Annotated in this window: 12 protein-coding genes and 1 tRNA gene; 1 reads left to right on the top strand and 12 read right to left on the bottom strand. The window is 32.5% G+C overall.

The window, feature by feature from the left end:
• Positions 1-2: 2 nt before the first annotated feature.
• The 3 genes from pth to F6464_RS05910 all read right to left on the bottom strand — a co-directional run bounded on the left by pth (position 3) and on the right by F6464_RS05910 (position 2385).
• Positions 3-677, bottom strand: a complete 675-nt coding sequence (pth, locus tag F6464_RS05920; RefSeq protein WP_151106881.1) for an aminoacyl-tRNA hydrolase — start codon at positions 675-677, stop codon at positions 3-5.
• 91 nt (positions 678-768) lie between these two features.
• Entirely contained in the window at positions 769-1377 is a 609-nt protein-coding gene (locus F6464_RS05915; RefSeq protein WP_151106880.1) for a 50S ribosomal protein L25/general stress protein Ctc, read from the bottom strand.
• Positions 1378-1443: 66 nt separating this feature from the next.
• Positions 1444-2385 carry a ribose-phosphate pyrophosphokinase gene (locus F6464_RS05910; RefSeq protein ID WP_151106879.1) on the bottom strand — a complete coding sequence of 314 codons (942 nt, stop codon included), beginning with the start codon at positions 2383-2385 and terminating at the stop codon, positions 1444-1446.
• A gap of 289 nt (positions 2386-2674) precedes the next feature.
• Between F6464_RS05910 and F6464_RS05905 the strand changes: the two genes are divergently transcribed.
• Positions 2675-2754: transfer RNA gene (locus F6464_RS05905), tRNA-Leu, on the top strand.
• Positions 2755-2917: 163 nt separating this feature from the next.
• On the opposite strand, the gene F6464_RS05900 is transcribed toward F6464_RS05905, so the two are convergent.
• From F6464_RS05900 to F6464_RS05860, 9 genes are all read right to left on the bottom strand, one after another.
• The gene (locus tag F6464_RS05900) at positions 2918-3430 is read right to left on the bottom strand and encodes a hypothetical protein (RefSeq protein ID WP_151106878.1); all 513 of its coding nucleotides are present in this window, start codon (positions 3428-3430) and stop codon (positions 2918-2920) included.
• 912 nt (positions 3431-4342) lie between these two features.
• Positions 4343-4573: a hypothetical protein gene (locus F6464_RS05895; protein WP_151106877.1), complete on the bottom strand. Its 231-nt coding sequence runs from the start codon at positions 4571-4573 to the stop codon at positions 4343-4345.
• 12 nt (positions 4574-4585) lie between these two features.
• The gene (locus F6464_RS05890) at positions 4586-5899 is read right to left on the bottom strand and encodes a hypothetical protein (protein ID WP_225318033.1); all 1314 of its coding nucleotides are present in this window, start codon (positions 5897-5899) and stop codon (positions 4586-4588) included.
• A gap of 100 nt (positions 5900-5999) precedes the next feature.
• Positions 6000-6404 (bottom strand): hypothetical protein, encoded by a 405-nt coding sequence (locus F6464_RS05885; protein WP_151106875.1) that lies wholly within the window; start codon positions 6402-6404, stop codon positions 6000-6002.
• A 3-nt stretch (positions 6405-6407) separates the two neighbouring features.
• On the bottom strand, positions 6408-6683 hold the full coding sequence (locus tag F6464_RS05880) for a helix-turn-helix domain-containing protein (RefSeq protein ID WP_151106874.1): 276 nt from the start codon (positions 6681-6683) through the stop codon (positions 6408-6410).
• 96 nt (positions 6684-6779) lie between these two features.
• On the bottom strand, positions 6780-7736 hold the full coding sequence (locus F6464_RS05875) for a hypothetical protein (RefSeq protein WP_151106873.1): 957 nt from the start codon (positions 7734-7736) through the stop codon (positions 6780-6782).
• A 33-nt stretch (positions 7737-7769) separates the two neighbouring features.
• Positions 7770-8003: a hypothetical protein gene (locus F6464_RS05870; protein WP_151106872.1), complete on the bottom strand. Its 234-nt coding sequence runs from the start codon at positions 8001-8003 to the stop codon at positions 7770-7772.
• Positions 8004-8008: 5 nt separating this feature from the next.
• Entirely contained in the window at positions 8009-11167 is a 3159-nt protein-coding gene (locus tag F6464_RS05865; RefSeq protein ID WP_151106871.1) for a type ISP restriction/modification enzyme, read from the bottom strand.
• 84 nt (positions 11168-11251) lie between these two features.
• Complete coding sequence (locus F6464_RS05860) at positions 11252-12571, bottom strand: phage integrase SAM-like domain-containing protein (RefSeq protein ID WP_151106870.1); 1320 nt, start codon at positions 12569-12571, stop codon at positions 11252-11254.
• Positions 12572-12676: the final 105 nt, after the last annotated feature.

Genomic DNA, 12676 nt, shown 5'->3' with positions numbered 1-12676 from the left:
TTTTATTTACCATTAAAAGCAGTCATAGTGTTTTCTAATCCTGCGGTTCCAAATGATTTTATGATTTCGGATGCTAGCTCTAATCTTTCTGGCAGTTTTGCTTTTTCGGCATCGTCCCATTCACCTAGTACATAGTCTATTTGTTTTCCTTTTTTAAATTCATCACTTATACCAAACCGGAAACGACTATAATTTTGCGTATTTAGGATGAGGTTAATGTTTTTTAATCCGTTATGCCCGCCATCGCTTCCTTTTGGTTTTATCCGAATGGTTCCGAAAGGAATGTTTAAATCATCTGTAATTACCAATACATTTTCAAGAGGAATATTTTCCTTGTCCATCCAGTATTGAACAGCTTTTCCGCTTAAATTCATATAAGTATTGGGTTTCAGAAGCAAAAAAGTTCGTCCTTTAAATTTAAATTCTGCTAAAGCACCTAATTTTACTGTTTCAAAAGCAACAGATTCTTTTTTGGCAAAAAAATCTAGTATTTTAAATCCAATATTGTGTCTTGTATTTACATATTCAGCTCCGATATTTCCTAAGCCTACAATCAGAAATTTATTACTCACGCTTTTTATATTGTTTTTTTGGTGTTCGCGAACCTCCGGTTTCATACTATTTGTATTGTCTTGTGTTTTTGGATTTGAAAATAATTTGGAAATCCAATTTTTCATATCACAAAAATAAAACAAAAATTAGTACCGATTGTAAATAAAAAAAGCACCAGTTTTACAACTGATGCTTTTAAAATAATGTCAAAAAAAATTATTTTTTCTTTCCTTTTGCAGGAGCTTTTGCTGCTTTTGCTGCTTCTTGAGCTGCTTTCATAGCGGCACGAGAAATCTTCACTTGACAAATTACAGTATTGTCAGGGTGCATCAACTTAAAGTTATTTGTTACAACTTTAGTTACATACAACTTGTTCCCCATTTGAAGTTCAGAAATGTTAGCTTCTACGTAATCAGGAAGATTTTTTGGTAAAGCTTTCACTTTTAATCTTCGTTGATTCAAACGTAAATCACCTCCAAGTAATACTCCTGGTGATGTTCCAACAATTTTCACAGGAACCTCCATAGTTATTTCTTTGCTTTCGTTCAATTGAAAGAAGTCAATGTGTAAGATTCTGTCAGATACTGGATGCACCTGAATGTCTTGCAAAACTGCGTTAAAAGTTTTTTCTCCAAGATCAATCACAACAGTGTGTGCGTTTGGAGTGTAAACCAAGTTTTTGAATGCTTTTTCGTCTGCTGAAAAATGCACTGGGTTGTCTCCTCCGTATAACACGCAAGGAACCGCTCCAGCATTACGTAAGGCTTTAGTCGCAACTTTGCCCACGCTTTCTCTTTCTGATCCTTTAATTGTAATCGATTTCATTGTAAAAAATATATAGTTAATAATTAATAAAATTTATTCTTCTTGCAACATTTTTGACTTTTCAATCTACATCAAAAATTTTCCACTTATGGAATTGTTGTGCTGTACCATGTACATAACTTCAGCGAAAAGAGGTGCACAACTCACGACTCTTATTTTTTTTGATTCCTTCTTTAACGGAATAGAATCGGTAACTATTAATTCGCTTAATTTCGAATTCTCTATTTTCTCGTAGGCATCACCTGATAAAATTGGGTGAGTACAAATGGCTCTTACACTCAAAGCTCCTTTTTCAATCATTAAATCTGCTGCTTTTGCAAGCGTACCACCAGTATCAATCATATCGTCTACTAGCACCACATTTCTACCTGCTACTTCCCCAATTAATTCCATAGAACTTACTTGGTTGGCTATTTTACGCTGTTTGTAACAAATTACCACATCCGAATTTAAAAATTTAGAATAGGCGTAAGCTCTTTTAGAACCTCCCATATCAGGGGATGCAATAGTCAGATTTTCTAAATTCAAACTTTTTACATAAGGTAAAAAGATGGTTGACGCAAAAAGGTGATCTACTGGTTTTTCAAAAAAGCCTTGAATCTGATCGGCATGCAAATCCATGGTCATTACTCTTGTTGCGCCAGCTGCTTGTAATAAATTTGCAACTAATTTTGCTCCAATTGGAACTCTTGGCTTGTCTTTTCTGTCTTGTCGTGCCCAGCCAAAATATGGAATTACAGCGGTTACGTGTCTTGCCGATGCTCTTTTTGCAGCATCAATCATCAGTAACAATTCCATCAAATTATCGGCAGTTGGAAAAGTCGAACAAACGATAAAAACCCTTAATCCTCTTATAGATTCCTCATAAGAAGGCTGAAATTCGCCATCACTATATTTAGAGAACGTAACTTTACCTAGCGGAACTCCATAGGTTTTAGCTATTTGTTCAGCTAAATATACACTTTGGGAACACGCAAATATTTTTGCTTCTGGTTCTTGATGTGACATTGTACTGTGTTGTTTTTATTCCGCTACGCTTTATACAATTCAGCTTTATTGTTATCTAAAGCACATCTGTATTAAACGCCTCGGGTGTAGTTAGTTAGTGTGTATTGTTTTAACGAAGTGCAAATTTAGGAATAAAATCGAACTCTGAAAGGAAAATTTAGAGTATTTTTTTAGAAAGTGTTATTATATTTTTTACATTTGCACCGTGTTAAAGGAATTGATGGTTGATTTTATAACAATCTCCTCTTTTATTACGTTGAGATAATAAAAATTATTTCATGTCTGCTAAGCCCGAATGGCGGAATTGGTAGACGCGCTGGTCTCAAACACCTGTGGGAAACCGTGCCGGTTCGACTCCGGCTTCGGGTACATTAAAAGTCTGTAATCGTATTGTATATCAATGCTTTACAGGCTTTTTTTATTTCAGTTGCCAAACCCTTGCCAAACCTTTTTGAAAACTACTTAAAAAATTTATTTATTTTTTGATTAGTTTTTCTTTTGGCTTTACGGAATAATTTTTTAAGAGTTTTTCTTATTGGGATTGGGTTTCCCGTGAGAGGCCCAAGTTTGATTTACCAAGTCGTCTAGCTCCTTCGAGGATAAGGGTTGCTTCGATAGTTCTTCTCTGGCTTTCAGTCGTTCTTGTCCAGTCTTCTGTAAAAATGCTTCGTAGTCTTTTCTTTCCTGAAATAATTTCTTTGGTGAGTTGTCCAAGTTTTCCATAATTTATATTTCCTATATTATCAAATAAAGACAATAAAATATTTTTAGTATCTAATTGAGTGTTAATATTTATTCCTCCCCTGTTTTTTTCTCCCTCTGCATTTCCGCTTGGCTTTCCGTCGTTTCCTCCAACATCTTTTTTATCGCTGGGTTTGTTTTTGCTTTCTCCTTCAACATTTCCATCTTGCTGTCCATTTTCGACTGCATTTCCTTTGGCATCGCTTCGTAAATTTTCTGGAATTTGCTTTCCTTTTCCTTTTGAGTTTCCTCCATTTCCTTTTGAGTTTCCTCCATTGCGATTGTCAACATTTTCAACTTCCACTCCTGCGCTTTCGTCATTTCTTTCATAATTGTCAATTTTTAAACGTTTGTTTATTGCTTCTTTTTCCCCAATTCCTTTATCTTCTGTTCTAAAAATATCAGGAGCTCTCTTCCAAATTCAATGAATGAACTAAAAATAATTTTTATTTTTTGTTCTGTTGGTTTTTTTCTTTCTCCTTTGCCTCTTCCCTCGACTTCATCACCCTTAATAATATCCTTTGCTCCCTTGTTAGCGGTTTCTGCTATGGTGTATTCTTATTTTCCGTGTCGCGAGCGTGGTCTTGTGAGTTCTGTTTCACTCGATCGTATTCTTTCTCCCAGTCTATTGTACGCGTCTTGCTCTCTGCTATATATTTCATTGCTGCTTCCGAGTTCTTCTGGTGCGCTTCCGTTAGGTACGTTGGTTGTGATTCCGTTTCCTTCCGTTTCAACATTACTCTTAATATTGACATTTGAACCCTTGTTAGCGGTTTTTGTTCCTGTGAATCCTCATTGTCTTTGTTCATATTTGTTAGTTTTACGTTAAGTACGTCTTAACATATGGAAAAGTAAAATTACTTAAAATCTATCGTGTGTAAATACAAAACACTTTTTTATATACAAAAGATAAATTTATTTAAAGATAGGATTCCTTGACGGAATTACAATGTAAAATTTTTTATACCTCAACATTAAAAAAAAATTAAAAATTTTGATATGCCAATGCAGTTGATAGGGTATAGGGTATGGAGGGGCGAAAGACAAAAACGAAAATCAATTTTTTGAGAGGTGTGGGGTTGGTTTATTGGGAATCAAATCAAAATTTTAGGTTTTTTTTTGATAGGGTTTTAATATGTATATGAATGTATTTAAATAAAGTGGCAATAATTAAAGTGATAATAGTTTTACATTACTTGTGTAGTGCATTAAATATTTAAAAACCCGAAATTACCTCACCTTTGTTCATCCCGTCTAAAAATATATTTGTACTCTCGTCATTACTTTGTACCATTTCATCGGTATTGTTAAACCCTAAACATTGCGCCACACTTTCGGAACTAAAATATATTTGCTGGGTTAGTTTGTCTTTCCTTATTCTTATTTCAATGCCTTGAAAATAATCTATGAAATAATCAAATCGAGTATCTGAATTTATAAGTTTCATTTTGGTTTGGTGTTAAATTCCTAATGTGTATAAAAAGTTTAATTGCGAATGTTGAAAATAATTTAACGGCTGTTTATATCCATTCTGTTTTATCTTGAACGGATTGTAATATTCGTTTCTTATTTGTTTTGCAAGGTGCGCTATTTCGGACTGCTCAAATTTAGGTTTCCCATGTGACTTTTTTAGTAAATTGATTTTAACTAGTTCAAAAGTTTTAGGATCACTTTCTTTTAGTTTCTTTAATGTAGTTGTTAAGGCGTATTTTGCACCCTCCTTTTCATAACATAAATTTAATCCAGTCACGGGACAAATTGAATTTTTAACCTTAGCCTTTTGAGTTTTGTTTTGGGTGCGTATTCGACTATTATATAGTATCGAAATTGCACCTTTTTTATTATTTTCTTTGGGTGTCGAAATTGCACCCTTTTTTAATAACTCTAGTTTTTCAAATATGATTTTTTCTAGTTGTTTTTTTAAATGATTTCCAGTTTTGTCTATGAGTTTATAATACTTTATTTTCTCATCATTAAAGACGTTTCTTTTGTTGTCTTGTTTTATTCTGTACCAATGAGATTGACTTAATAATGTGTTTAATTTTGAAACTTCTTTTAAGTTCAAATTTGTAAAATCAATTTTGTCATATATAATTAATACGTTTTTAAATTCCTCTATTAATTTATCAACTAACAAATAGTAAACATTCACATTTAATAAGTCATTTAAATCAAAAATTCCAAATTTATTGATATATGCACTTTCTCTACTTTTTACCTCAAATCTAAATGTATTTATATCGCAAAATTCTGGAAACTGTAAACCTTTTGCGTATGCCTTTATTATTTTATTATTATTTGCTATCCCTGTTTTCTTATTAAAAGAGTGACTTTGTTTGCTATATTTATATTCAGGATTATTTATAAATTCGTGTTGTTCGTGAAAACTTAAAAATGTGATTAAATCTTTTATATAGATTGGGGAAACGATATTTATTCCAAATTCCAAATTTATTATTCTTAATTTTTCCCAGTCAATTTCAAACGTGTTTTTAAACTCTAAAAGGATTTTTATACAATCTGATATATTAAAATCGTTTGCATTATGCAAATTACCGTTAAAATAGTAGTGAGATAGAAAACTAATTTTTAATTGATTAGGATAAAAGCAAAAAATTATTCCTTTATATTGATACTTGTCTTTAGTGTTTATAACTTCGGGATCGTATCGGTTAAATTTATCCTCATTACTCATCCACTCTAATAACGGATTCGTTTTAAAATAATTAATTATACTTATATCGAATGTTGAAAATTTAATAAAATCTATCATTTTTCACTATCTTTACAAAGGTTTTTTACATTGCCTGTTGAAAACTGAACTTTTGAACAAAGTATAAACGAGAGCCTGAACAACTCTCGTTTTTTTTGTTTTATAAAGTTTGTTTTATAGACTTAATTACTCTTTCAAAATCGTTTGTGTAGTAGTCTTTATAGTAATAGACTATCAAAGTGCTTTTGTCTTCTGATAATTGACAAATAATTAAATCGTGTTTGAGATTGTTTTGTCCTTTGTCGCCCTTGTAGAAGTACGAATAAGGCGTTTTAAACAATCCTGTCAATCTTTGCCACTTATTGCCATCTCTTGTAGATAACCAATATTTAGGGGCGGATTTCGCAAACTGTCTATCTAAATTAATATTGAGTAAATCGGACAAAATTTGTTTTCCGTTTGTTACCGCATCAATTTGATAATGATTTGTAGTTTTGTACTTTTCTACTTTTATTTCTTTGTAAACGTGGATTGTTGGTTTTGGGGTAAAGCCTGTTGATCCCATAATTTAAACATTTAGGGGTTTCAAACTTGCCTCAACTTCTGAACGTAAAAAATAGACTCTTCCCGAAATAGCGAGAGGATTTAATCGTTTTGACTTTTGCCAATTGGAAATTGTCGAGATATCCACCGAAAACATTTTCGCCACGTCTGAACGGGTCAAATATTCTTTTGGTTGGATTGGGGCAAAGTGTTTTAGAAATTCGTCTAAATGAGTTTTAACCTCGTTTGCGATTTCTTTTTTAAATTCATTTGGTGTAGTAATGATCTGAATTGCTTCCATTTTACAAAGTGTTTTTATTGTTTCACTTTGCGAAATTCTATCAAATTGATTAGCACCTTATTATTGCACTTGTGCGGGAATTGGTGCAGGTATTTTTTATTGTTTATTTTCGATTAATATCGAGTATTTATTTGAAAATTCAGGGTCAATGGTTATTGTGTTTTTATTACAATAATCAATTATGTTTTTTAATTGTTTGAAGTTCTTAAAAATATTATGTTTAGTATTTGCATTATTGAAACTGTCATTGATGTATTGGCGGGTTAAATTTAGGTGTTTTGATAACTGACTCGGATTATCAAAAACCTCATCTATGTAACAGTACTTTGTAGTTTTGTACTTATCTTTAACAACTATTTTTGAAAATATTTTTTTTTGAGCAAAAAGTAATCCTACTTTGAAATACATTTTATTTTCCTCGTTTTCAGGGTTGGGGGTTGATAGGGGGATTTGTTCAAATAGATTATGTTTAATGGTATTTAGATATTTTATTTCATTTGAAAATGTATCTGTTTCGTTTAAATAATCAATTTCCGCTATGGATTGAATTAATTTTTTTATTTCATTTTCTTTATCTCTTAAAAAGGGTAATTCCATAAATGTATTAACAACTGATTTAAAGGTATTTCGTTTAATCCATTTTTCGATTTCATGTGAGTTATGCTCAATAATTCCATTGTTAAGTATCAATTTTAATTCGGGAATTTCTGAAATATTAATGTATGGACTAAAAAATTTTATGTGTAGTTCATTCGATAAAATTAGTGAGTTCGTTACGGCAGTAATTTTAATCTTTTCTGCATCACTATATTCAATATTTCCTACAAAGGTAATATTAGTAGTTTCTAATTTGTTTGTTAAGAAATCAATTCCTTCAAAAAGTTTTAATGTAGATTTTAATAAATTTTCATCTGAAATATATTCCACAAAGTGTGATATTAAAGTTAATATCCTAAAAGAATCGTCTTTGGTTTTTAAAAGATATTTAATTGATTTAAAGATCTCATTGTTTGAATATGGCGGGTTTGTTTTATTGAACTCTATAAAATCCATTTTGAAAATTGTTTTAGTGCTAGTAATTTTCAACTATTTATTTATTTTTTTCGATTTTAAATCTTTAAATTCATTGATATTTACTTTTTCCCAACCATGTATATTATATAATTCTCCTGTTTTTGAATCTATTATTATTGGATGTGATGTACCTGTTTCATTTGAAAACACATAACGCCCATTTTCAGAATATTCATAAAAACATAAAAGAAATCCAATAACAAAAACCCCTAATAAACCTATTTTATATTTTTCGTACGTTGTCATAATTTCTAAATTTTAATCTTATCAACTTCTTTCATAATTCGTTCCGTTTCGCTCAACGCCACAATAATTTTTTGATAGTGCAAAATATCCTCGTAACTCAATTCTCTTTCCTTACGGTCTTTGAGCCATTTTTGAGCGGGTTGGTAGCCACCAATATAAAACTCCCACGCAACTTGTGGGACATTGGCAAAGTATTGATTTTCGTTAATGTAAACGTTGCCGTCTTTGTAAACTGGTTTTGTAACGATGTTGTTACCGTCTTCGGGGTATTGTGTAACGTATTTGTCAACGGTTGGACTTTCGAGTAAATGTATTTGTCGTAACTCGCCACCCAATGCCACCAATTGCCAAAAGGTTTTCGCTTCGGTTGGATAGGGAACACGAGGAAAATCTATTTTCAAAAACTCTTTGTATTTCTCCCGATAGGTTAGAGAATGTAATGCACCATAGACATAGTCTAAAAGGTCAATCGGGGCAAAAGTTCCTTTTGTAGTTTCTTTTTCGTTGGTAAATGTCAAACCCAAACCTTCCGCAATTTGTTTTACAATTTCTAGATTGAGGTTGGGCGTTCTTATATGGGTTTCTAATAAGTTTTGTTGACTGGTATTTTCGGGATAGAGGTATAGTGGAAATGTATAGCCACCCTCTTTTGTTTGTAAAGAAATTAAACAGGATTCTTGTATGTTTTCAGATAAAAAAATATGTCTAAACGCAGAACTACTCTGTTGTTTGGAAACCGTTAATGCAACATTAAATTTGACCATATGTTGCATAATGTTTTTTCTATCTCTATCAATAATGTTTTTAGAGTTGTATATGAATCTAGTATCAAAAAAACGATAATCAATTTTTACTACTAGTTTTGAATCAAATTCACCTTTTCTGTTTTTATCTAATTTCCATTCAGATGTTTCCTTTAGGTTATATTTTGAAATTAAATCAATATTGGATATTTCATTGCTATAAAAATCTGTAATTCTATTTTCTAAAGTCTTTTTGTCTATCGAAATAGCGAACGAATCCCTATGAGTTTGAATTCCCAAGGTACTATTTGAAAATAATTCATTAATTGAAAATCCAAAATCATAACTTTTTTGAACCTCAGAATCTTTCTCAATAAAAAAATAATAGGGTGATGTTGAATTTAATTCTTTAAATGGAATGCTATGAACATTGTTGTCAGTTAAAAAAACATATTTTAATTCTCGTTTTCCAAATAAATCATAATGAAAAATTTTTCCTAATTCATTCTTTTTCTTTTTACCTGATTTTATAAATAAATTTATAGAAACACCTTGCATTATATCAAAAACATTTTGGTCAATAGAGCCATCAGGAGCAGTTTCTTTTTTCTTACTGTTTCCGTGTAAATCAATTGTATAGATTTTATCATAAGTATTCAGTAAATTCCAACGCATTCCCCTAAAAGTAGGGTTATCTAAAAAGCCGTGTGGGTTTATAAACGCTAAAATTCCACTTCCGTTTTTATCAATAAAATGTTGCCCAAAACGCAAAAATTTAACATAATCATCATTAATAAATTTAGAATTCTGCTCTTTTAATTTTTCTTTTCCGCCTGGTTCTTTTTTATAATCTTCCATTAGATTCATAATCCATTCGCCTTTGTTGGCACTCTCTCCACTATAAGGCGGATTTCCCATAACTACCATCACTGGTGCATCACGTTTTACGGCATTGGCTTGGTCGGCTTCATCAGACAACCACGAACTAAATAGCGTTCCTGTGTCGGGGTGCGCCTCTTCTAAGGAGTTTGTTAGGAAAATTCTAAACCGTTGGTCGTCGGTGGGTTTATATCCTGTTTCAGTTAATAGCATATCCATTTTTAAATGTGCCATCGCATAACTCGCCATCAACAACTCAAAACCATTCAATCGAGGGATTAAATCATTGGTTACATACTTGCTCCAAATACCTTGTTGTCCTTCAAATTTCTTGTGAATGTGTCTTACTACTTCGGCAAGAAATGTTCCTGTTCCTGTTGCGGGATCCAATATTTGTACTTTGTGAACCTCAACTTCTGTTTCTACCTCTTTTATCTTAGCATCTTTGCCTTTAGTTTGGGTAACGGCTTTTTTCTTGATTTTTATTTTACTGGTGTCGGCTAAACCTTGTGGCAAATTGAACTCGGTTTTTAATATGTCATCTACTGCACGAACAATAAAATTAACAACGGGTTGCGGTGTGTACCAAACCCCACGAGCCTTTCGTAATGCGGGGTTGTATTCGCCCAAAAATGTTTCGTAAAAGTGTACGACTGGATCTTCTTGTTTGGTGCTTTTGCCAAAGTTCTTCATAATGAGCGCCACATCACTAGCAAGGAATATGGTTACTAATTCTTCTACAATCCAATCCAAACGAGTATCTAAATCGTAACCCGCAATGTCTTGAAATAATTTGCGTAAAAAGGGGTTACTTTTCGGGATGAGGGTTGCCGCTTCTTGTCGAGAAAACGTGGGCAAAGTCGGGTCGTGATACCGTGCTGCAAACATACCGTAGGCAATCGTTTGGGCGTAGATGTCGGCAAATGATTTGTTATTAATATCGTGAATCAACATTTGTTGAAACGACAACATTTGCGATTTTATACTGGAGCGGTTGCCCTGTTCGTCGTCGTAATCTAATGACTTTTCAATGACATCCGCCATTAATTTTGCTTTCCCCGCCATCATTTGCGCCAACTTGGTAGGTGATTTAATGGTTTGTGAAACCGTTAAGGCAAAATTTTGTATTAAATGTGTAAACTGCTCGAAGTTTTCGGATAGTGGTTTTATCGTTCCGTTTTCGATTTCTGCAATGGCTATTTTGGTTATAAACTCGCCATCTTTATAAAAATGGAAATCCATATAATCGGTAAAAATCAAATTGGTTAAACCTGATTTGTAGCGATCAAATTGTTCTTTGAGTTTTTTGTCTTTTAAATCGACACCAATATCTTTTGCCTCAATATAGCCAATCGGTACATCTTTGCGGGTTAACACATAATCGGGTGCGCCACAACTTACTCTTGCAGGTTCATTCGTAACCAAAACGTCGGGTAAAATTGCCATAATCAAGTTCTGCAAATCGCCACGATAGGAATGTTCTCTTGCGTTTCCTGTTATGTAAAGGGTATTTATTTTGGCAATATACTGTTGTAAGGTCATCGAATGTTATAGGATAGGATTTAAAATACTAAAGTAGTTTTATTTTATAATTTTCGGAACAAATTGAAATAAATTGTTTTAAAATTAATCTTCTGTACCGTTTTTTATAACTTTTAGTTGAGGTTCTTTGTCTTTGTGTATTTCGTTGTAAAATTTCATAAACAAATCGGCATTTTCGTCTGTGTCTTCAGGCGCATTTATGTAAACTCTAAAAATTGATTCTTTGCTGTGTCCCGAAATACCCATTAATACTGGTGTTGGTATTTTTTTATAATAGTTAGTACAAAAGGAACGGCGAAAAGAATGTGTCGTTATTAGTTTGTGTTTTTCGTATGATTTAAACACTTTACGCCCTATATCTTTGTCAAATATTTTGCCTTCTGTCATTGCATTTATTTTGGCAGTTTCGCAAACCTTTTTAATATGGTCGTTTAGTTTTTGGGTTGTGATTTTATATGGAAAACTATTTTCGAGAATGTCTATAACGTGTGGGGCGATTATTCCAATAGTAACGGGTTTCTTTGTTTTTTGCTGTATTAAGTCTAAATACATATTTCCGCCTTTGTATCTTATATTTTCGGGTGTAATGTCGAGTAAATCCCCGCCACGTTGTCCAATTTCACAACCTATTAGCAACCATTTACGAGCATTTTGGAGTGCCTCACTTGTTATGTCCGCTTTTCTAATGTCGTCCAATTCGGCAAAAGATAAAGTTTGTATGTATCGGTCGTCATCGCTTTCCGTTGCTATAGTTATTTGCTTTGCAAACGAATTTACCTGAATGCCCTTGTTCTCGGCTTCAATGCAAACCGTTTTAATATTTGCTATATGCTTTGACGAAGTGTTTACGGCGTAATTTTTAGTTTTAAGTAGCCAATATTCAAACTTATCTATTAATGCTTGATTGATGTCTGTAAAGTGTATTTGTTTTCTCGTCTTGGTTTGGTATTCTAATATGATGTTTTTCGTTGCTATGTAACTGTTTTTTCTACTTAACGAAAGTCCGTGCTTATAACCACCTTTTACTTTTACTTTTCGGGTATCGGCTGTATCAATTATGTTTTGAATGTAGTTTGTAATAATTCCCTCGTCAGTTTTTTGTACACGTTCAAAACAATCATTGATTTTTGATTCGAGCCAAAACGAGTCTATTACAATTCCTTTGCCTAAATCTGTGTTGAGGTTTTCAAAAATATACGATTCCAACTTTTTAAGGTTGTTGAATATTATTTTGTTTTCGGCGGAGTTTTGTTTGGGGCGGTCGGTGTCTTTGCTCCAATCTTTCGGGTTAATGGAGAACCCAGTATTTAACTCAACAACGTTTCCACGACCTGTGGACAAATAAACCTTTATAGAAACGTTTTTGTTTGCCTTGCTTCTTAATCTAAAATTTACGGTTGCCATAATATTGCCTTTTGAACTTTTTTGAACTATTCAAAGATAACAATATTTGTAATACATTTCACAAACTTGCCAAACCGTTGCCAAACCGTTTTACTATTTCATTAG

Source organism: Flavobacterium luteum (genome assembly GCF_008806775.1).
In the GTDB taxonomy this organism is placed as follows: Bacteria; Bacteroidota; Bacteroidia; order Flavobacteriales; family Flavobacteriaceae; genus Flavobacterium; species Flavobacterium luteum.
This window is presented reverse-complemented; position numbering and strand designations above follow the sequence as displayed.